Genomic DNA, 20,234 nt, shown 5'->3' with positions numbered 1-20,234 from the left:
AAATCGTTGCGCCGTCAACGAATGCGGCATCACCGGAGGAAGTGAGTATGTCTGAGCAGTTAATCGATTGGGATCTGGCCCTGATCCAGAAATATAATTATTCAGGGCCGCGTTATACCTCTTATCCTACCGCGCTGGAGTTCTCAGAAGGCTTCGGTGAGGCGGCATTTCTTGAAGCGGTTGCTCGTTATCCCGAGCGCCCGCTGTCGTTGTATATTCATATCCCGTTCTGCCACAAGCTTTGCTACTTCTGTGGCTGCAATAAAATCGTCACTCGTCAGACTCATAAGGCCGATCAGTATCTTGATGCGCTTGAACAAGAGATAGCCCACCGTGCGCCGCTCTTTAAAGGCCGTCACGTCAGTCAGTTGCATTGGGGCGGTGGTACTCCAACTTACCTCAGTAAAGCGCAGATAAGCCGTCTGATGGGGCTTCTACGGGCTCATTTCCATTTCGATGAAGATGCCGAGCTTTCCATTGAAATCGATCCGCGTGAAATTGAACTCAATGTGCTCGACCATTTGCGTCAGGAAGGGTTTACCCGTCTGAGTATGGGCGTGCAGGACTTCAACAAAGAAGTGCAGCGCCTGGTTAACCGTGAGCAGGATGAAGAGTTTATCTTCGCGCTGATTCAGCGTGCCCGTGAACTCGGTTTCACATCGACGAATATCGACCTCATTTACGGCTTGCCAAAACAGACGCCAGAAAGCTTTGCCTTCACCCTCAAGCGTGTTGCAGAACTGAGCCCGCACCGTTTAAGTGTCTTTAACTATGCGCACTTACCGACACTGTTTGCGGCGCAGCGCAAAATTAAAGACGAAGACTTACCGAGCGCTCAGCAAAAACTCGACATTCTGCAAGAAACCATCAGCTCGCTTACCGATGCCGGATACCAGTTTATTGGTATGGACCACTTTGCGCGGCCAGATGACGAACTGGCGATTGCGCAGCGTGAAGGCAAGTTGCACCGTAATTTCCAGGGCTACACCACTCAGGGCGATACAGACTTACTTGGGATGGGTGTTTCTGCCATCAGCATGATTGGCGACTGTTATGCGCAGAACCAGAAAGAGCTTAAAACTTATTATCAACAGGTAGATAGCCAGGGCGATGCGCTGTGGCGCGGCCTGGCATTAACCCGCGATGACTGCATTCGACGCGATGTTATCAAAGCGCTGATCTGCAACTTCCAGCTTAAATTTGCTGAAATCGAGCAGCTTTGGGATTTGAACTTTGCAGAGTATTTTGCGGAAGATTTGAAGCTACTCGAACCGCTGGCCAACGATGGGCTGGTGGATATCGACGGCAAACATATTCAGGTGACGCCAAAAGGCCGCCTGCTAATCCGTAATATCTGCATGTGTTTTGATAGTTATTTGCGGCAGAAGGCACGACTGCAACAATTTTCCCGTGTCATATAAAACTAAAGGCGGCTTGAAAGCCGCCTTTTTGTTACTCCATTCCCAACTCTTTCAATTTACGCGTCAGAGTATTTCGCCCCCAGCCAAGTAAACGAGCCGCTTCCTGCTTGTGACCTTGCGTATGACGCAGTGCCGTCGTTAGCAATGTGCGCTCCATTTCTGGCTGCGCTTCAGAAAGCAGGTTTTGATGACCGGAACGTAATGCGCGGTCAGCCCATTGCGCCAGTAATGTTGCCCAACTGTCTGACTGAGAATGCGCCGGGCTATCGGGAATGGTTGTCTCGAATAGCTCGGCAGGCAAATCCTGAATCAACACTTCCTGGCCCGCAGCCATCACGGTTAACCAGCGACAGGTGTTTTCCAGTTGGCGCACGTTTCCGGGCCAGGCCAGGCGCGTTAACGCATTTTCCGTTTCCGGGTGCAGCAACTTGGCTTCCACACCCAATTCTTTGGCGGCATCCTGCAAGAAGTGGCGAGCCAGACGCGGAATATCTTCGCGACGTTCACGCAGCGGTGGCAGATGAACACGAATTACGTTCAGGCGATGGAATAAATCCTCACGGAATTTCCCTTCCTGCACGCGCAACTCAAGGTTCTGGTGGGTCGCGGCAATAATTCGCACATCAACTTTCACCGGCGCATAACCGCCAACGCGGTAAAACTGCCCATCGGCTAACACGCGCAATAATCGAGTTTGCACATCCAGCGGCATATCACCGATTTCATCGAGGAACAGAGTGCCGCCGTCTGCCTGCTCAAAACGGCCCTGGCGAATTTGATTAGCGCCGGTAAACGCGCCTTTCTCATGGCCAAACAGCTCAGACTCAATCAAATCCTTCGGGATTGCAGCCATGTTTAGCGCAATAAAAGGGGATTTCACACGCGGGCTGTGGCGGTGTAGTGCGTGTGCGACCAGCTCTTTACCGGTACCAGACTCGCCGTTAATCAACACACTTATTGATGAACGGGAGAGGCGGCCAATAATGCGAAACACATCCTGCATGGCAGGCGCTTCACCGATAATATCGGTGGTTGGCCCATTAACTTGCACATTGCGCGGCTGCTGCTGTTCTTGATAGTGGCTGATGGCGCGCTCAACGAGTGCGACCGCTTCATCAATATCAAAAGGTTTAGGCAGGTAATCGAAAGCGCCTTGCTGATAAGCACTCACCGCAGCTTCAAGATCTGAATGAGCCGTCATTATGATGACCGGCAACATCGGGTGGCGTTGTTTTATCTGCTTGAGCAGCGCCAGACCGTCCATGCCAGGCATGCGAATATCAGATAACAATACGTCCGGGGTCTTGGTTGCAAGAGCGTTCAGAACTTCATTGCCGCTCTCAAATGTGGTGCAGCTTAAACCCGCCCCAGTCAGTGCGCGTTCCAGCACCCAACGGATGGAGCTATCGTCATCAACGATCCAAACTATCCCTCGTTGCATAAAGACCTCTACTTACGAATAGGCAGGTAAACCGAAAACTCGGTATGGCCTGGCCAACTGTTAAATTCGATTTTTCCCGAATGCTGATCGATCAAGTTGCGTGCAATAGAAAGACCTAATCCTGTCCCTCCCTCACGTCCGCTCACCATTGGGTAGAATAGTGTGTCCTGCAGATGGGCCGGAATACCCGGACCGTTGTCTTCAATATCAATACGCGCAGCCAGGCGATAGCGAGTGCCGTGCAGAGTAAGCTGAAAAGCGGTACGCGTACGTAACACTATTTCGCCACCATCACTGCCCAGCGCCTGAAGCGCGTTACGCACAATATTCAGTAAAATCTGTTCAATTTGATCCGGGTCGTGCGCCAGTTCAGGCAAGCTTGGGTCGTAATCTCTTATCAGAGTGACATTCGCTGGCAACTCCATCGACACCAGTTTCATCACCCGTTCGGTGACTTTATGAATACTTTCTGTGACGTGCATGCCTGGTTGCTGCGGGCCTAACAGCCTGTCGACCAGGTTACGTAAGCGGTCGGCTTGCTCAATAATCACTTTGGTGTATTCAGTGAGCGAAGGGTCCGGTAAGGCTTTAGCCAGAAGCTGCGCTGCACCGCGTAACCCGCCGAGAGGGTTTTTAATCTCGTGAGCCAGCCCACGGACTAAGTCACGAGCGGCAATTTGCTGCGCTTGCTGTAGCTGCTCCTGACTTAAACGACGTTGGTTATCCATCGGCGCCATTTCCATCAGGATGAAACCTTCTGGTAAACGTTGTGCAGTCAGGGAAAGAATATGAGAGCGGCTATCAATAACCAGTGTGACTTCGTTATCGGTAAAGCCCTGGCCTGAGGTCAGGCTTTCCTGCATTAAGCCAACATTTAGCGAAAAGTAACTCAACAGTTCTGGTAGCGGTGTGCCGTAAAGTTTGCGCGAACTCTGCGCCAAAAGTTGCTGTGCCGCCGGGTTGGCGTAATGGACCGCCAGCTCGTCATCGACCAGTAAAATACTGTTGATTAAAGAATTCAGGATCTGCCCAGCATCGGGCAGTGTGCCGGTTGCCATACAGCAGTCTCCGATAATTGCACTGTGATGGTGCATTATAGTTTCCTGGCGGCAAAAAACGTTGCTGCAACAGGTTATTTGTGGATAAAAAAGCCCATCAACGATGGGCTAAAATTGGAGATGACTACTTAGTTAAACGCTGTAGTACAGCTCAAACTCAACTGGGTGCGGAGTCATACGCACACGGTCGTTTTCTTCCATACGCAGCGCGATATAAGCATCGATAGCTTCATCAGTGAACACGCCGCCCGCAGTCAGGAACTCGCGGTCTTCGTTCAGGCAGCTCAGTGCTTCTTCCAGAGAGCCAGCAACTTGTGGGATCTCTTTCGCTTCTTCTGGCGGCAGGTCGTACAGGTTTTTGTCCATTGCTTCACCCGGATGGATTTTGTTCTTGATACCATCAAGACCAGCCATCAGCAGCGCTGCGAAGCACAGGTACGGGTTAGCCGCTGGGTCCGGGAAGCGTACTTCGATACGACGTGCTTTCGGAGACGCAACAACTGGGATACGGATTGAAGCAGAACGGTTAGCTGCAGAGTAAGCCAGCATTACTGGAGCTTCGTAACCCGGGACCAGACGCTTGTAGGAGTTGGTGGTTGGGTTAGCCAGGGCGTTGATGGCTTTAGCGTGTTTGATAACACCGCCGATGTAGTACAGCGCTTGCTCAGACAGGCCAGCATATTTGTCACCAGCGAACAGGTTTACGCCGTTCTTAGCCAGGGACATATGGCAGTGCATACCAGAACCGTTATCGCCAAACATTGGTTTTGGCATAAAGGTCGCTGTTTTGCCGTAAGCATGAGCAACGTTATGAACCACATATTTGTAGATCTGAATTTCATCTGCTTTTTTAGTCATGGTGTTGAAGCGGGTAGCCACTTCGTTCTGACCAGCAGTTGCTACTTCGTGGTGGTGAGCTTCAACAACCAGGCCCATTTGCTCCATAGTCAGACACATTGCAGAACGCAGGTCTTGTGCGGAGTCAACTGGTGGAACTGGGAAGTAACCGCCTTTAACAGCAGGACGGTGACCTTTGTTGCCGCCTTCGTATTTGGTGCCGCTGTTCCATGCGCCTTCGATATCATCGATAGCAACGTGAGAACCGGAAATAGAGCTACCGAAACGAACGTCGTCGAACAGGAAGAACTCTGGTTCTGGCCCGAACAGTACGGTATCGGCGATGCCAGTTGAACGCAGGTAATCTTCAGCGCGCTTGGAAATGGAACGTGGGTCGCGGTCATAACCCTGCATGGTGCCTGGCTCAAGAATGTCGCAACGAATGATCAGCGTAGAATCAGCGAAGAACGGGTCAATGACAGCAGTAGACGCATCTGGCATTAGAACCATGTCTGACTCGTTGATGCCTTTCCAGCCACCAATTGAAGAGCCATCAAACATTTTGCCTTCTTCGAAGAAGTCAGCAGTAACCTGATGAGCAGGGATAGTGACGTGCTGTTCTTTACCTTTGGTGTCAGTGAAGCGCAGATCAACAAACTTCACTTCGTGTTCATTCAGCATCGTCAAAACGTGTTCAGCGGACATACTTAACTCTCCCGGATTTGGTCATTGAATTGGCTTGTTGCCCTGAAATGATTAAAGCGAAAACTGTGCCAACTTTTAAATTACCCCAAAAAGGCGCTATCATGCGCACTATAGTGCAAAAGGGCTGCACCACGATGGATAGTTTGCACCAATGTAGTGCTTCAGTCTGAGATTTGAGCACCATATTGGTGCAATTTTCGTTGTGGCTCCCTTTTTTGCTCCGTGAAAGCGATCACAAACCATTACTTTTTACATTGTTTGTAAAAGTTCTTTGTGATCCTGTTATGTCCTTCGATTAATACGTGTACAATAACGCGCTATTTCTAATGCCTGAGGCAAAGTTGTGATCGAAAATCTGCGTAATATCGCCATCATCGCGCACGTTGACCATGGTAAAACTACCCTGGTTGATAAGCTGCTGCAGCAATCTGGTACTTTCAGTAACGAACGTGCTGAAGCCACCGAACGCGTGATGGACTCCAACGATTTGGAGAAAGAGCGTGGGATTACCATCCTCGCTAAAAACACCGCTATCAAATGGAATGACTACCGTATCAACATCGTTGATACCCCTGGGCACGCCGACTTCGGTGGTGAAGTTGAACGTGTAATGTCCATGGTAGACTCCGTTCTGCTGGTCGTTGACGCAATGGATGGCCCAATGCCGCAGACGCGCTTCGTAACCAAAAAGGCATTTGCCCACGGTTTGAAGCCAATTGTTGTAATCAACAAAGTTGACCGTCCTGGCGCGCGTCCTGACTGGGTTGTTGATCAGGTATTTGACCTGTTCGTTAACCTTGATGCGACCGACGAGCAGCTCGATTTCCCAATCATCTATGCATCAGCATTGATGGGTATCGCGGGTAACGATCACAATGAGATGGCGGAAGACATGACCCCGCTGTACCAGGCGATTGTTGACCACGTTAAAGCACCATCCGTTGACTCTGATGGTCCGTTCCAGATGCAAATCTCCCAGCTTGATTACAACAACTACGTTGGCGTTATCGGCATCGGTCGCATCAAACGCGGTAAAGTGAAGCCTAACCAGCAAATCACTATCATCGACAGCGAAGGTAAAACTCGTAACGGTAAAGTCGGTAAAGTACTGACTCACCTCGGTCTGGAGCGTATTGAATCCACCGAAGCTGAAGCCGGCGACATCATCGCGATTACCGGTCTGGGCGAGCTGAACATCTCCGACACCCTTTGCGATACGCAAAATGTTGAAGCGCTGCCAGCACTGTCTGTTGATGAACCAACTGTTACTATGTTCTTCAACGTCAACACCTCTCCGTTCTGTGGCAAAGAAGGTAAATTCGTTACCTCTCGTCAGATCCTTGACCGCCTGAACAAAGAGCTGGTGCACAACGTTGCACTGCGTGTTGAAGAAACCGAAGATGCGGATGCATTCCGTGTATCCGGTCGTGGCGAACTGCACCTGTCTGTGTTGATCGAAAACATGCGTCGTGAAGGCTTCGAACTGGCTGTGTCCCGTCCGAAAGTAATCAACCGTATGATCGATGGTCGTATGCAAGAGCCGTTCGAAAACGTGACTCTGGATATCGAAGAACAGCACCAGGGTTCTGTAATGCAGGCAATGGGTGAGCGTAAGGGCGATGTCAAAGACATGATCCCTGACGGCAAAGGCCGTATCCGTCTGGATTACCTGATCCCAGCACGTGGCCTGATCGGCTTCCGTACTGAGTTCATGACCATGACTTCTGGTACTGGTCTGCTGTACTCCACATTCAGCCACTACGACGACGTTAAGCCAGGCGAAATCGGCCAGCGCCAGAACGGCGTGCTGATCTCTAATGGCCAGGGTAAAGCAGTCGCGTTTGCGCTGTTCAGCCTGCAGGACCGCGGTAAGCTGTTCCTGGGTCACGGTGCAGAAGTTTACGAAGGCCAGATCATCGGTATTCACAGTCGTTCTAACGACCTGACTGTAAACTGCCTGACCGGTAAGAAACTGACCAACATGCGTGCGTCCGGTACTGACGAAGCAACAACTCTGGTTCCTGCATTGAAGATGTCTCTGGAGCAAGCTCTGGAATTCATCGATGATGACGAACTGGTAGAAGTTACTCCGACTTCCGTACGTATTCGTAAGCGTCACCTGACTGAAAACGACCGCAAACGTGCGGGTCGTGGTAGCAAAGAAGCGTAAGTTTCTTTCCTGCAAAGCATTGAAGCCCTGCCTGTTTAGGCGGGGCTTTTTTTTGCTTAATAACTCGCAGAACCCGGATCGCCTTTTTATCAGCGATAGTCAAAGCTACCCTTTACCGCTACAGTTATTTGTCCATGCGCAAAGGAGAGGCTTATGCTGTATATCTTTGATTTAGGAAACGTCATCGTTGATATCGACTTCAACCGAGTAATGGGGGTCTGGAGCGATTACAGCCGTGTCCCGCTAGCGAATTTGCAGAAAAGCTTTGTAATGGGCGAGGCGTTTCAACGCCACGAGCGGGGGCAAATTAGTGACGAAGAATTTGCTGCTGCGGTATGCGAAGAAATGGGCATGGCGTTGAGCTTTGATCAGTTCTCTGCCGGTTGGCAGGCTATTTTTGTTGGCCTACGCCCGGAAGTTATTGATGTGATGAACAAACTTCGTGAACAAGGCCATCGTGTCGTTGTGCTCTCTAATACCAACCGCTTACATACTTATTTCTGGCCAGGTGAATACCCGCAAATAGCCGAGGCGGCAGATAAAATCTATCTGTCCCAGGAAATGGGCATGCGTAAACCCGACGTTGAGATCTATCAAAAGCTCCTCGAAGAAGAAGGTTTTTCTGCCAGTGAAGCCGTCTTTTTTGACGACAACGCCGATAATATTAAAGGAGCTCAACAGGTGGGGATCACCAGCATTTTGGTGACCGGTAAAAACACGGTGCCCGATTATTTCTCAAAAAGCCTATGATAAAAGACGTTCATCGCAAAACGAGCAAGCACCTCAGGCCCTGTATCGCCTGGGGTAAATTGCTCTGGCATCGGATTGACCAGGACAATATGACCACGCTTGCAGGTAACCTTGCTTACGTGTCATTGCTCTCACTAGTGCCTTTGGTTGCGGTAGTGTTTGCGTTATTTGCAGCTTTCCCGATGTTTGCCGACGTTAGCATCCAACTGCGCCATTTTGTCTTCTCAAATTTTCTGCCCGCGACGGGCGATATCATCCAGCGCTATATCGAACAGTTTGTTGCTAACTCCAACAAGATGACTGCTGTGGGGGCCTGTGGCCTTATCGTTACTGCATTGCTGCTGATGTATGCCGTGGATAGCGCGCTAAATACTATCTGGCGCAGCACGCGAACCAGGCCAAAAATATACTCGTTTGCCGTCTACTGGATGATTTTGACGCTAGGGCCGCTGCTGGCAGGTGCGAGTCTGGTGATCAGTTCGTATCTGCTTTCGCTGCGCTGGGTGACAGGCTTTAACAGCACGATTGATATCGTGTTGCGTATCTTCCCTTTACTGCTCTCCTGGCTGTCATTCTGGATGTTATACAGCATTGTTCCAACCACTCGAGTCCCGGTGCGAGATGCACTGATTGGCTCGCTGGTGGCTGCTCTTTTGTTTGAGCTTGGGAAGAAAGGTTTTGCCCTCTACATCACCATGTTTCCCTCTTACCAATTGATTTACGGCGTTTTAGCCGTGATCCCCATTTTATTTGTCTGGGTCTATTGGACCTGGTGTATCGTGTTGCTCGGCGCCGAAATTACTGTCACTCTCGGTGATTACCGCAAACTCCGTGTCGAAGCACAGCAGGAAGAATTGGAAGAACCATGATTGCATTAATACAGCGTGTCACCCACGCTCGCGTCACCGTGGACGGTGAAGTGACGGGTGAAATTGGCCCGGGACTTTTAGTGTTATTGGGTGTCGAAAAAGAAGATAACGAACAGAAAGCGAATCGCCTTTGCGAACGTGTTTTGGGTTACCGCATTTTTGGCGATGAAAACGACAAGATGAATTTGAACGTTCAGCAAGCCGGTGGCAGCGTACTAGTTGTGTCGCAGTTTACCCTCGCCGCTGATACCGAACGCGGTATGCGCCCGAGTTTTTCTTGTGGCGCAGCACCTGAGCTTGCTGAAGAGCTATATGAATACTTTGTCCAACGCTGTCGACAGCAGGGCATTGTTGCCGAAACAGGTCGCTTTGCCGCCGACATGAAAGTCAGCCTGACCAACGATGGCCCAGTGACGTTTTGGTTACAGGTCTGAATTCGCAGCCTTTACGGTCCCGCGTAACAAGAGAGAGTACATGTATGTATCACCTTCGCGTACCGCAAACCGAAGAAGAGCTTGAGCTCTATTACCAGTTTCGCTGGGAGATGCTACGTAAGCCGTTGCATCAACCCAAAGGCTCCGAGCGCGATGCCTGGGATGCCTTAGCTCACCACCAGATGGTGGTAGATGAAGAAGGCAATCCGGTCGCAATTGGCCGTTTGTACATCAATGCTGATAACGAAGCAGCGATCCGTTTTATGGCGGTTCACCCCTCGGTGCAAGACAAAGGTCTGGGTACGCTGGTGGCAATGACGCTGGAAACTGTCGCGCGCCAGGAAGGGGTTAAACGTGTGGTATGTAGCGCACGTGAAGATGCGGTCGAGTTCTTTGCCAAATTGGGCTTTGAGAATCAGGGTGAAATTACTACGCCTTCGACCACGCCCATTCGCCACTATTTGATGATAAAACCCGTCGCTTCGCTAGATGACATTCTTCATCGCGCCGACTGGTGCGGTCAGTTGCAGCAGGCCTGGTACGAACACATTCCATTAAGTGAAAAAATGGGCGTGCGCATCCTGCAATACACCGGGCAGAAATTCATTACCACCATGCCAGAAGCGGGCAACCAAAATCCCCATCAAACCTTATTCGCCGGCAGCCTGTTTTCGCTCGCGACTCTGACGGGCTGGGGACTTATTTGGCTGATGTTGCGGGAGCGCCATCTGGGCGGCACGATTATTCTTGCTGATGCGCATATCCGATATAGCAGCCCGATCACCGGAAGACCGGGGGCGATTGCTGATTTAGGTTCGTTGAGCGGCGATCTCGACCGCCTGGCGCGTGGCCGCAAAGCTCGCGTTGCGTTGCAAGTTGAGCTTTACGGTGATGATACGCAAGGCGCTGTTTTTGAAGGTGTGTATCTGGTTCTCCCCGCGAAACCTTTTGGCCCGCTTGAAGAGGGCGGCAACGAAGAAGAATAGTTGAAGGGTTACAGCCCGGCGCTTATGCGCCGGGTACTTCCCCATTCTGCATGGTCTGTTGTACTTGTTTTCCGTCGGCGCTGGTGGCCTGTAATGTCCCGTTCACCGTGGGTTTCAGTGGTGTTTGAGCTGCAAGGTTACCGGTTACTGAAAGCTGCAAATTACCGTTGCCTTCAAGCGGTAGCGCTGGCCATCCCCATTGCTGCAACACATTTACTGGCACCGCACGCCCGCGCAGATTCATTGCCGCATTGCGTTGTGGAGCCTGCGAGATAGCGCCAGTCGCTTCCAGCATACCTTCACCAGCAAAAGCACTAAGTTCTGTAATAGATATTTGGCTGTCAGCAGCATTCAATGAAATGGATGGGCGGCGAACATCGACGCGGTTAAACGTGGCGGCCGCGGCGTTCAGCGTAGCGTTCCCACTCCATATTCCCCACTGGCTATTGCGCACCACTTCGAGATTATTCGCCGTGCCATCTAATGCGGTGAGCTGGAACGGGAAGGCGGGATCAATATCGATGATCAAATTACGGTTTGCCGACAGTTTTTTAATCGTCACCGTGTTTAACCACTGCGGTAAAGGCTCTATCCAGCGTGCTTTCCAGTCGGCTGGCAGCGTATATTCCAGCCCGGCAAAGACCAGCTCATCAAGTGTCAGTTTATTCTCATTGCGCTGCCATTCGCCTGAGGCGCGAACCATGCCTCTTTCCCAACGGGAAGTGAACTGGCGAATCACAGCGGTTTGCGGGTTAAAATCGATATTCACGATAGGGTCGTTTAGCTGCAACGCACCAATAATAAAATCACTGGCATTCATCGATAAACGCCCGTCATCGCTTTGCCAGCCGCCCTTTGCCAACGTCAGGTTGCGCAAACTCAGATCTAAATCGGTTATTGCCCAGTCTTTTCCTTCCATGCGCGCATCTGTCACCTCAAGACTATCGATTTTCAGTGAAGGGACACTGCCAAGAGGGGCCAGGAAATCGGTAATGGATTTATTGGTTTGTAGGCGGATATCGTTGAGCCGTAAGCTGCCAATCTGCCAGGAGCCATCGGCAAGGCGGTTTGCATTACCGGTGAGCGAGCCACGCGCAATGTCTGCACCGATGGTTGAGAGCGTCACCTGTTCGTTATTAATCGCACCTTGCAACAAAACGTTGGTAGCCTGAACACCGTTGAGTGTCATGGAGCCGGCGCTAAATTGAATATCAGCAGTATTACCCAGCACTTTACCTTGCTCTGGCTGCCAGGGTATTACTCCTCCGTTGACGCGTTGAGCGTGCAGATCCCACCCAGTATTTGGGCTGTTGATTGCCATATCGCTCAATTGCAGCATATCGGACTGGAAGGGTAGCGGGGCAGCATTGGGGCTGATATTTAGCGTTCCGTTTTGCAGCAAAATCGTATCGACGTGCAAAGGCTCTGAAAATTGACGTGAGCTCAGGCCAATATCAATATTTTGCGCAACCAGAGTCGCTGGCTGGCCTTTGCGTCCAAAGGTGACGTTTGTCAGCGTGACATGAGTGGGCGATGCCCACTTGTGGTCGATCACTTCAAAAGAGAAATTGTAATCACTCTTCTCATTGACCCAACTACTGATTTGGGATGCTCCCCAACGAGTTTGAAGTAATAAATAAGCGGCTATGAGTGCCACTATTATGACAACCAATAAAGCTATGATCAGCTTTCCTAGAAATTTCATTGTCTTCCATCCCATGAAGTTTCGGTAAGGGTGTTATGCCCCATTTACCGTTATAGCTCAAGGATGGGATTGTCAGGAGGGGTAACACGCGCTGGCGCTAACAAATAACCAGCGCGTGAGGTACATCAATTTTTTTCAGGTGGGAAAATCAGGTTTAACACGATAGCGGTGATACCACCGGCAGCGATACCGGAGGAGAGCAACGTTTTTAGCCAATCAGGAGCAAACTGAAGAATCAGTGGCTGCTGTGAAACGCCCATACCCACCGCCAGAGACAGCGCGATAATCATAATCGCACGACGATTTAGTGGCTCGCGGGAGACTATACGCACACCGGATGCAGCGATCGTGCCGAACATCACGATAGTAGCGCCACCTAAAACTGGCTCAGGAATGTGCTGCACAAACCCACTTACTGCCGGGAACAGGCCCAACACAATCAGCATCAACGCGACGACAAATCCAACATAACGGCTGGCAACACCCGTAAGCTGAATCACGCCATTGTTCTGGCCGAAGCAAGAGTTAGGGAAAGTATTGAATACGGCAGAAACGCAGGAGTTCAGGCCGTTGGCCAGTACGCCTCCTTTCAGTCGCTTCATATAGAGCGGGCCAGAAACCGGTTGCTCGGAGACGTCAGACGTCGCCGTAATATCGCCAATGGTTTCAAGGGATGTCACCATAAAGATCAGCATCAGCGGAATCAGTAGGTTCCAGTCAATGCCCAGGCCGTAGTAAAGCGGCGTTGGCACCATAATTAAATCAGTATTGGTTGATGGCGCAACATCAGGCAGCATGCCCATTGCCCATGCCAGCGCGTAACCTACTGCCATGGCGATTACCAGCGAAGCCACGCGCAAGTACGGGTTACGCTGACGATTCAGAAGAATAATGACCACTAATACTGCGCCTGCCAGCAGCAGATTTTTCGGTGCGCCAAATGTATGGTCACTCATTGCACCATAGCCACCGCCAATAGATGTCAGGCCAACCTGAATTAAGGAAAGACCAATAATCATCACAACTACGCCGGAGACCAGTGGCGTGATAATGCGGCGAGCAAGGTGCAGGAAGCGCGATAAAAGCATCTCGGTGCAGCTTGCGAGCATTAAGGTGCCAAAAAGTGCAGCCATCATCGTCGGAACATCAGCCCCGCCATTCTTTAATGCCATGCCACCCATAATCAGCGGTGCGACAAAGTTAAAGCTGGTGCCTTGAATAGACAGAAGCCCAGAGCCTACCGGGCCCCACGCTTTAATCTGGATAATTGATGCCACGCCTGATGCGAACAGGGACATACTGATAATGTGTTGGGTATCTTCTGCTGGAAGTCCCAGAGCCTGGCAAATCAACATCGCAGGTGTGATCACCGCAACAAACATAGCTAATAAATGCTGCCCAGCAGCGAATAGAGTTTGCGGGAGAGGTGGACGGTCCTCCAGGCGGTAAATCAACTCACTGGAACTAGCGTGGGCAATCGGTTGCGCACCTTCAGACTCAACAGCATTAACAGACATTAGAAATTATCCCCTCCCGAAAAAACGGTGATTTTAGCGGACTGAAGGCCAAAAGCAAACGTTTGCTAAGGGTGTTTCCTAAGATAAAAAGTGTATATGCCGAGCTTTTTATATAACTTTCGACTGTTTTTTGGTTAAAATCCAGCTGCTGACTTTTCTAGAACCTGAAATTCCAGTGAAGGATAATTAAAAGCGTCTGTGAGAAATATGCGCAAACAGGAGCACTTCTATGTTTTATCTCGACACCCTTTCTACCCTTGTTGCTGCGACTCTCGTGTTATTACTGGGCCGAAAAATGGTCCACACCATACCGCTATTAAAAAAATACACTATCCCTGAACCCGTAGCGGGTGGACTCTTAATCGCCCTTGCCTTGCTGGTACTCAAAAAAAGTGTCGGTTGGGAATTTGAATTTGATATGAGCCTCAAAGATCCTTTGATGCTCGCCTTCTTTGCCACAATCGGCCTGAACGCCAATCTGTCTAGCTTGCGAGCGGGTGGCAAAGTTGTCGGTATTTTCCTGGTGGTGGTGGTGGGTTTGCTGGTCATGCAAAACGCCATTGGTATCGGTATGGCGAGCCTGTTGGGCCTTGATCCATTAATGGGTTTACTGGCGGGTTCTATTACGTTATCAGGCGGGCATGGTACGGGTGCAGCCTGGAGCAAACTGTTTACCGAACGTTATGGTTTCCAGAATGCCACCGAAGTGGCAATGGCTTGCGCAACGTTTGGTCTGGTATTGGGCGGTTTGATTGGCGGGCCAGTGGCGCGTTATCTGGTCAAACACTCCTCAACACCCGATGGCACACCAGAAGATAGCATTGATCCAACCGCATTCGAAAAGCCAGCGGTAGGGCGCATGATCACCTCTATGGTGTTGATAGAAACCATCGCGATGATTGCTATCTGCCTGACTGTTGGTAAGTTTGTCGGCCATCTCATTCAAGGCACCAGCTTCGAATTGCCGACATTCGTTTGCGTGTTATTTGTTGGGGTTATCCTCAGCAATACGCTCTCACTGCTTGGCTTCTATCGGGTATTTGAACGCGCGGTTTCCGTGCTGGGGAACGTCTGTTTGTCGCTGTTCCTAGCCATGGCACTGATGAGCCTCAAACTGTGGGAACTGGCATCACTGGCGTTGCCGATGCTGGCAATTCTGACGGTGCAAACCATCTTTATGGCGTTGTATGCGATTTTCGTGACTTACCGCTTAATGGGGAAGAACTACGATGCGGCGGTACTCGCTGCGGGGCATTGTGGTTTTGGCCTGGGGGCTACGCCTACGGCGATCGCCAATATGCAGGCGATTACTGAGCGTTTTGGCCCGTCGCACATGGCATTTTTGGTGGTACCGATGGTCGGCGCGTTCTTTATTGATATCGTCAACGCGCTGGTCATCAAGATGTATCTGATGCTGCCAATCTTTGGCTAAGCTATCAGGCATTTGAATAACGTTCCGTTTCAGGCATCCAGCGTTCAATGAGCGCGGTTGCCTGTTCCGGATAGCGTTCATGAATATGGCGCGCAAGGCGCTGTACTTCCGGGATCATCGCCTGGTCGCGCAATAGATCTGCTACTTTAAACTCGGCACTTCCCGTTTGGCGCGTTCCGAGTAATTCCCCCGGACCACGAATTTCTAAATCTTTCTGAGCAATCACGAAGCCATCATTGCTATCACGCAGTACCTGTAAACGTAGTTGTGCGGTTTTCGACAGTGGCGACTTGTAAAGCAACACACAATGAGATGCAACCGCCCCACGACCCACACGGCCACGAAGCTGGTGGAGTTGCGCAAGACCCAGACGCTCAGGGTTTTCAATAATCATCAGGCTGGCATTCGGTACATCAACACCAACTTCAATAACTGTTGTCGCAACCAGCAGATGAATTGAGCCTTCTTTGAAAGCCTGCATCACAGCCTGCTTTTCCTGCGGCTTCATACGGCCATGAACCAGGCCGACATTCAGATTCGGCAGGGCGATTTTTAGCTCATCCCACGTGACTTCCGCGGCCTGGGCTTCGAGCAGCTCTGATTCTTCAATCAACGTACAAACCCAGTACGCCTGACGGCCTTCATCACTGCAAGCTCCACGCACCCGGTCGATAATATCGTTGCGGCGGGTATCAGGGATCGCGACGGTTGTTACCGGAGTTCGTCCAGGTGGGAGCTCGTCGATTGTAGATGTATCCAGATCGGCATAAGCCGTCATGGCCAGCGTGCGCGGAATTGGCGTTGCAGTCATGATTAACTGATGCGGGTGGAAACCTTGAATTTGGCCTTTCTCCCATAGTGCCAGCCGCTGGTGAACACCAAAGCGATGCTGTTCATCGATAATGACCAGCGCTAATTGCGAGAACTGCACCTGTTCCTGGAAGATGGCGTGTGTTCCCACCACCATCGACACCTGACCGCTGGCGATCGCGTCCTGTTGAGCGATACGCGCTTTGCCTTTTTGCTTACCAGCAAGCCAGCCCACTTCAATGCCCAGCGGCGCAAACCACTGGCGGAAGTTATTAGCGTGCTGCTCGGCGAGCAATTCGGTTGGAGCCATCAGGCCCACTTGTTTACCATGCGCAATCGCACGCAGCGCGGCGAGTGCGGCAACCAACGTTTTACCTGACCCCACATCACCTTGTACCAGGCGCATCATCGGGACATCCAGCGCCAAATCGTGCTCGATTTCCGCTACGACTCGTTCCTGCGCGCCGGTTGGTTTAAACGGCAGGGCGGCTAGCAGGCGGTTTTTTAAATCGTCATGATCATGCAAAGGCAGCGCATGATAACGCTGAGCACCAGCACGCAGCGCGAGCATGCTCAGGTTATGTGCCAGTAATTCTTCGAGAATTAAGCGCTGTTGAGCCGGGTGTTTTCCCGTCTCCAGATCGGTGAGCTGCATTGATGGCGGTGGACGATGTAGAGTGCGCAACGCTTCTGGCAAGCTCATCATTCCCTTGCTCAAATCAGCCGGGAGCAATTCTGCAATGGCGCAGGTATCGAGCAATTCCAGAGCCTGATCGGTCAGCTTGCGCAATGTAGCCTGGCGAATACCTTCGGTTGTCGGGTAAACCGGCGTCAGCGTTTCCTGTAATTCTGGCGTACTGAGGTCGCCCTGAACGCGGTATTCAGGATGAATCATTTCTGCGCCGTGCGTGCCGCGTTTTGCTTCGCCATAGGCAAGCACGCGTTTACCGGTCGCGAGGCTGTTTTTCATTGCTGCGTTGAAGTTGAAAAAACGCATCGTCAGGATGCCGGTACCGTCAGAAATCTGGCAGGTCATCATACGGCGGCGGCCAAAACTGATATTGCAGTTCAGCACTTCACCTTCCACCGTGGCGTAAACGCCTGGCAGCAGGTCATTGATAGGGTAGAGATGGGTACGGTCTTCGTAGCGAAGCGGCAGGTGGAGCAGAAGATCCTGAATGGTGTACAGGCCAATTTTGGCCAGTTTGCCGCTCTGGCTGGCGCCGACTCCGGCAAGCGTGCTTAACGGTATGGCATCCAGCAAACGGCCTTTCATCCAGCTACTCCGCAGATTGCATTGTGGCCCACCATGCGGCATCAGCTTCTATCTCACCTTGCTGATTCACATGTGGGTAGGGCAAACCTTTACGGCGGGAAACTCGCGCCAGTACAGGGTAGCCGCCTTCAAACAGCAGGCGCTGTTGTTCGGATTCCGGCAGGGTGCTGTTTTCGCGCTGGTACATCCCGGCATTCTGGCGCTGGCGCTGTGCCTCATAAAGAATAAGTGCGGAAGCTACGGACACATTGAGCGATTGCACCATCCCGATCATCGGAATAATGATGTCCTGGTCTGCCAGTGCTAGAGCTTCCTGGGTGATACCGGTTTTTTCCTGTCCCATCAAAATACAGGTCGGACGGGTGTAATCAATTTCGCGGAAATCGACGGCTTTATCAGAAAGGTTGGTGGCGAGGATTTGCATCCCGCTGCTTTTTAGATAGCCAACTGCTTCGCCAATATCGCGGTGCGTTTTAACTTCAACCCAGGAATTACTTCCCGCAGCAGAAGAGGCCATGGTGCGCATTCGGTTACCCGGCCAGACTGCGTGAACTTCATGTACACCCACGGCATCTGCGGTGCGAATAATCGCCGAGACGTTATGAGGTTTATGGACTTGCTCCATGCAGACGGTCAGATCAGGTTGACGCCTGGCGAGCATCTCGCAAATACGCGCATAACGTTGAGGATTCATAACACTAGTTTCGGTTGCGGGTAACTTTGATCACATCCGGCATCACGCGGATTTTGCGCATAATATTAGCCAGATGAACACGATCGCGGGCAGACATACGGATAAACGCACTATAGACGCGACCATCTTTTTCTTCGGTATTCAGGCTGTGGATATTCGAGCCTGCTGTGTTGATAGCAGCCGTCAGATTTGCCAGCGCACCCTGATGGTTGAACATATCTACTTTGATTTCAGTGAGGAACTCTTGCTCAGTTTCCTTATCCCATTCCACCGCCATAAATTTCTCGGCTTCTTTCTGGTAGCCACGAATATTCCGGCAAGACTCATGGTGGATAACCAACCCTTTACCAGGGCTAACGTGAGCTACTATCGGGTCGCCAGGAATTGGGCGGCAACACTTAGCAAAAGTAATCAGCACGCCGTCTGCACCTTTGATAGGCAGATGGCTATGCGGCAGAGCATTCGCCTGTAAAGACGCTTGTGATTCACCTTGCAGGTTTTTCGCGACAACTACACTCATAGCGTTACCCAAGCCAATTTCAGCCAGCAAATCATCAAGCGTGGCGAGTTTCATGCGCTCAAGCTCTCGTTGAATATTTTCTGGCGGAACTTCGGCAAGCTTGCGGCTACCACCTAACGCATGGTTAAGCAGGCGGCGCCCGAGGCTAACAGAGTCATCACGTTTAAGGTTTTTCAGCATCTGGCGAATTTTGGCGCGGGCTTTAGAGCTCACAACGAAATTCAACCATGCGGCATTCGGGCGAGCGCCCGGTGCGGTAATGATTTCGATTGTCTGGCCGCTACTGAGCGACTGAGACAGCGGATAGGGTTGTCTGTCGACACGAGCACCAACGCATGCGTGGCCGATATCGGTATGTACGGCATAGGCGAAATCGACAGGTGTCGCACCAGCCGGCAATTCGACAATGCGCCCTTCCGGGGTGAAAACGTAAATCTCATCCGGGAACAGATCGGATTTTACGCTCTCGATAAATTCAAATGAGCTACCGGCGCTTTGCTGGAGCTCCAGCAAGCTCTGCATCCAGCGTTGGGCACGGATTTGCGCGGTAGTACCACTCTCACCTTGCTCTTTATAAGCCCAGTGAGCAGCAACACCCATTTCTGCCATCTGGTCCATATCTTCAGTACGGATTTGCACTTCAACCGGCACACCGTGTGGGCCAATCATTGAAGTATGCAGTGACTGATATCCGTTCGCTTTTGGAATGGCGATATAGTCTTTAACCCGGCCCGGACGTGGCTTGTATAGGCTATGCATCTGCCCAAGAACGCGGTAACAGGTATCCATGTCGTGAACAATTACGCGGAAGGCGTAAATATCCATAATCGAGTGGAAACGCTGCTCTTTGAGCGTCATTTTGCAGTAAATGGAATAAAGGTGTTTTTCGCGACCGCTGACGCGGCACGGAATACCGGCTTCTTGCAAACGACCATCGATTTCAGAGAGGATTTTTTGAATCATCTCTTTGCGGTTACCGCGTGCCGCTTTAACCACTTCTTTAATGACGCGGTAACGGTTCGGGTATAGCGCTTCAAAGCCCAGCTCTTCCAACTCGGTTTTCAGATGATGAATACCAAGACGGTGTGCCAGAGGGCTGTAAATTTCGAGGGTTTCGCGAGCAATGCGGCGACGCTTATCAGGGCGCAAAGCCCCGAGAGTGCGCATGTTATGCGTACGGTCGGCGAGTTTGATCAGAATGACGCGGATGTCTTGCACCATCGCCATGATCATTTTGCGGAAGTTTTCAGCCTGAGCTTCTTTCTTATCGCGGAATTTCAGCTTGTCGAGCTTAGATACCCCTTCCACCAGTTCGGCAACGCTTTTGCCAAACAGTTGTTCCATATCCTGGTAGGTGGCAGGGGTGTCTTCGATCACATCATGCAATAGTGCAGCCATTAACGTTTCATAGTCGAGTTTCATCTCGGCCAGAATGCAGGCTACAGCTACGGGATGGGTGATATAGGGTTCACCGCTTGAACGTGCTTGTCCCTCGTGAGCATCACGCGCAACAAGGTATGCTTGCCGAAGTCGCTTTATCTGCTCCTCGGGCAAGTATGGTTGAATCAGTTGATTCAGGCTTTCAAACAGATACAAGGGCTACCCGCAG

The 20,234-nt window shown here is 51.2% G+C and carries 15 protein-coding genes; 7 read left to right on the top strand and 8 right to left on the bottom strand.

All coding sequences use genetic code 11. The annotated features are described in order from the left end of the window. Nucleotides 1-47: 47 nt before the first annotated feature. The gene (hemN, locus tag LVQ76_RS19525) at nucleotides 48-1,421 is read left to right on the top strand and encodes an oxygen-independent coproporphyrinogen III oxidase (RefSeq protein ID WP_232905326.1); all 1,374 of its coding nucleotides are present in this window, start codon (nucleotides 48-50) and stop codon (nucleotides 1,419-1,421) included. Nucleotides 1,422-1,452: 31 nt separating this feature from the next. Here the strand turns inward: hemN and glnG are convergent, their stop codons facing one another. The 3 genes from glnG to glnA all read right to left on the bottom strand — a co-directional run bounded on the left by glnG (nucleotide 1,453) and on the right by glnA (nucleotide 5,462). Beyond that, a complete protein-coding gene (gene glnG / locus LVQ76_RS19520; RefSeq protein ID WP_034461490.1) occupies nucleotides 1,453-2,862 on the bottom strand; it encodes a nitrogen regulation protein NR(I) in 1,410 nt (469 codons plus the stop codon). An 8-nt stretch (nucleotides 2,863-2,870) separates the two neighbouring features. Continuing rightward, a complete protein-coding gene (gene glnL, locus LVQ76_RS19515) occupies nucleotides 2,871-3,920 on the bottom strand; it encodes a nitrogen regulation protein NR(II) (protein ID WP_232865980.1) in 1,050 nt (349 codons plus the stop codon). 132 nt (nucleotides 3,921-4,052) lie between these two features. Next, nucleotides 4,053-5,462 carry a glutamate--ammonia ligase gene (glnA, locus tag LVQ76_RS19510; protein ID WP_151995412.1) on the bottom strand — a complete coding sequence of 470 codons (1,410 nt, stop codon included), beginning with the start codon at nucleotides 5,460-5,462 and terminating at the stop codon, nucleotides 4,053-4,055. A gap of 343 nt (nucleotides 5,463-5,805) precedes the next feature. Here glnA and typA point away from each other — a divergent pair, with 343 nt between their 5' ends. From typA to fabY, 5 genes are all read left to right on the top strand, one after another. After that, the gene (gene typA / locus LVQ76_RS19505; RefSeq protein WP_064514962.1) at nucleotides 5,806-7,632 is read left to right on the top strand and encodes a ribosome-dependent GTPase TypA; all 1,827 of its coding nucleotides are present in this window, start codon (nucleotides 5,806-5,808) and stop codon (nucleotides 7,630-7,632) included. A gap of 153 nt (nucleotides 7,633-7,785) precedes the next feature. After that, nucleotides 7,786-8,382: a glucose-1-phosphatase gene (yihX, locus tag LVQ76_RS19500; RefSeq protein WP_232865981.1), complete on the top strand. Its 597-nt coding sequence runs from the start codon at nucleotides 7,786-7,788 to the stop codon at nucleotides 8,380-8,382. Next, entirely contained in the window at nucleotides 8,379-9,251 is an 873-nt protein-coding gene (locus LVQ76_RS19495) for a virulence factor BrkB family protein (RefSeq protein ID WP_064514966.1), read from the top strand. The genes yihX and LVQ76_RS19495 overlap by 4 nt, the downstream gene beginning before the upstream one ends. Then, on the top strand, nucleotides 9,248-9,685 hold the full coding sequence (gene dtd / locus LVQ76_RS19490; RefSeq protein WP_064514968.1) for a D-aminoacyl-tRNA deacylase: 438 nt from the start codon (nucleotides 9,248-9,250) through the stop codon (nucleotides 9,683-9,685). The genes LVQ76_RS19495 and dtd overlap by 4 nt, the downstream gene beginning before the upstream one ends. Nucleotides 9,686-9,729: 44 nt before the next feature. Further along, the gene (gene fabY, locus LVQ76_RS19485) at nucleotides 9,730-10,671 is read left to right on the top strand and encodes a fatty acid biosynthesis protein FabY (protein ID WP_232865982.1); all 942 of its coding nucleotides are present in this window, start codon (nucleotides 9,730-9,732) and stop codon (nucleotides 10,669-10,671) included. A gap of 22 nt (nucleotides 10,672-10,693) precedes the next feature. Here fabY and LVQ76_RS19480 read toward each other — a convergent pair whose 3' ends face one another. Together LVQ76_RS19480 and LVQ76_RS19475 are read right to left on the bottom strand one after the other, a co-directional pair. After that, nucleotides 10,694-12,376 carry an AsmA family protein gene (locus LVQ76_RS19480; RefSeq protein WP_232922297.1) on the bottom strand — a complete coding sequence of 561 codons (1,683 nt, stop codon included), beginning with the start codon at nucleotides 12,374-12,376 and terminating at the stop codon, nucleotides 10,694-10,696. Between the two features lie 125 nt (nucleotides 12,377-12,501). Next, complete coding sequence (locus LVQ76_RS19475) at nucleotides 12,502-13,893, bottom strand: nucleobase:cation symporter-2 family protein (protein ID WP_232865984.1); 1,392 nt, start codon at nucleotides 13,891-13,893, stop codon at nucleotides 12,502-12,504. A 229-nt stretch (nucleotides 13,894-14,122) separates the two neighbouring features. On the opposite strand from LVQ76_RS19475, the gene gltS reads away from it, so the two are divergent. Then, nucleotides 14,123-15,325, top strand: a complete 1,203-nt coding sequence (gltS, locus tag LVQ76_RS19470) for a sodium/glutamate symporter (protein WP_232865985.1) — start codon at nucleotides 14,123-14,125, stop codon at nucleotides 15,323-15,325. 4 nt (nucleotides 15,326-15,329) lie between these two features. Here the strand turns inward: gltS and recG are convergent, their stop codons facing one another. The 3 genes from recG to spoT are packed head-to-tail and all read right to left on the bottom strand — an operon-like array spanning nucleotide 15,330 to nucleotide 20,221. Then, nucleotides 15,330-17,411 (bottom strand): ATP-dependent DNA helicase RecG, encoded by a 2,082-nt coding sequence (recG, locus tag LVQ76_RS19465; RefSeq protein ID WP_232922296.1) that lies wholly within the window; start codon nucleotides 17,409-17,411, stop codon nucleotides 15,330-15,332. Between the two features lie 4 nt (nucleotides 17,412-17,415). Then, nucleotides 17,416-18,105: a tRNA (guanosine(18)-2'-O)-methyltransferase TrmH gene (trmH, locus tag LVQ76_RS19460; RefSeq protein ID WP_151995405.1), complete on the bottom strand. Its 690-nt coding sequence runs from the start codon at nucleotides 18,103-18,105 to the stop codon at nucleotides 17,416-17,418. 4 nt (nucleotides 18,106-18,109) lie between these two features. Further along, nucleotides 18,110-20,221 (bottom strand): bifunctional GTP diphosphokinase/guanosine-3',5'-bis pyrophosphate 3'-pyrophosphohydrolase, encoded by a 2,112-nt coding sequence (gene spoT, locus LVQ76_RS19455; RefSeq protein WP_134187697.1) that lies wholly within the window; start codon nucleotides 20,219-20,221, stop codon nucleotides 18,110-18,112. Nucleotides 20,222-20,234 lie beyond the last annotated feature (13 nt).

The organism is Buttiauxella cochleicola (assembly GCF_021283185.1).
Lineage (GTDB): Bacteria > Pseudomonadota > Gammaproteobacteria > Enterobacterales > Enterobacteriaceae > Buttiauxella > Buttiauxella massiliensis.
The sequence above is the reverse complement of the archived record's forward strand: the minus strand, read 5'-3'. Positions and strand labels throughout refer to the sequence as shown.

What these genes read in the sequence shown, in the direction of transcription:
- LVQ76_RS19495 (WP_064514966.1), top strand. Translation starts at nt 8,379, where the DNA reads ATGATAAAAGACGTTCATCGCAAAACGAGCAAGCACCTCAGGCCCTGT.
- trmH (WP_151995405.1), bottom strand. Translation starts at nt 18,105, where the DNA reads ATGAATCCTCAACGTTATGCGCGTATTTGCGAGATGCTCGCCAGGCGT.
- hemN (WP_232905326.1), top strand. Translation starts at nt 48, where the DNA reads ATGTCTGAGCAGTTAATCGATTGGGATCTGGCCCTGATCCAGAAATAT.
- fabY (WP_232865982.1), top strand. Translation starts at nt 9,730, where the DNA reads ATGTATCACCTTCGCGTACCGCAAACCGAAGAAGAGCTTGAGCTCTAT.
- dtd (WP_064514968.1), top strand. Translation starts at nt 9,248, where the DNA reads ATGATTGCATTAATACAGCGTGTCACCCACGCTCGCGTCACCGTGGAC.
- LVQ76_RS19480 (WP_232922297.1), bottom strand. Translation starts at nt 12,376, where the DNA reads ATGAAATTTCTAGGAAAGCTGATCATAGCTTTATTGGTTGTCATAATA.
- glnA (WP_151995412.1), bottom strand. Translation starts at nt 5,462, where the DNA reads ATGTCCGCTGAACACGTTTTGACGATGCTGAATGAACACGAAGTGAAG.
- LVQ76_RS19475 (WP_232865984.1), bottom strand. Translation starts at nt 13,893, where the DNA reads ATGTCTGTTAATGCTGTTGAGTCTGAAGGTGCGCAACCGATTGCCCAC.
- glnL (WP_232865980.1), bottom strand. Translation starts at nt 3,920, where the DNA reads ATGGCAACCGGCACACTGCCCGATGCTGGGCAGATCCTGAATTCTTTA.
- yihX (WP_232865981.1), top strand. Translation starts at nt 7,786, where the DNA reads ATGCTGTATATCTTTGATTTAGGAAACGTCATCGTTGATATCGACTTC.
- gltS (WP_232865985.1), top strand. Translation starts at nt 14,123, where the DNA reads ATGTTTTATCTCGACACCCTTTCTACCCTTGTTGCTGCGACTCTCGTG.
- recG (WP_232922296.1), bottom strand. Translation starts at nt 17,411, where the DNA reads ATGAAAGGCCGTTTGCTGGATGCCATACCGTTAAGCACGCTTGCCGGA.
- glnG (WP_034461490.1), bottom strand. Translation starts at nt 2,862, where the DNA reads ATGCAACGAGGGATAGTTTGGATCGTTGATGACGATAGCTCCATCCGT.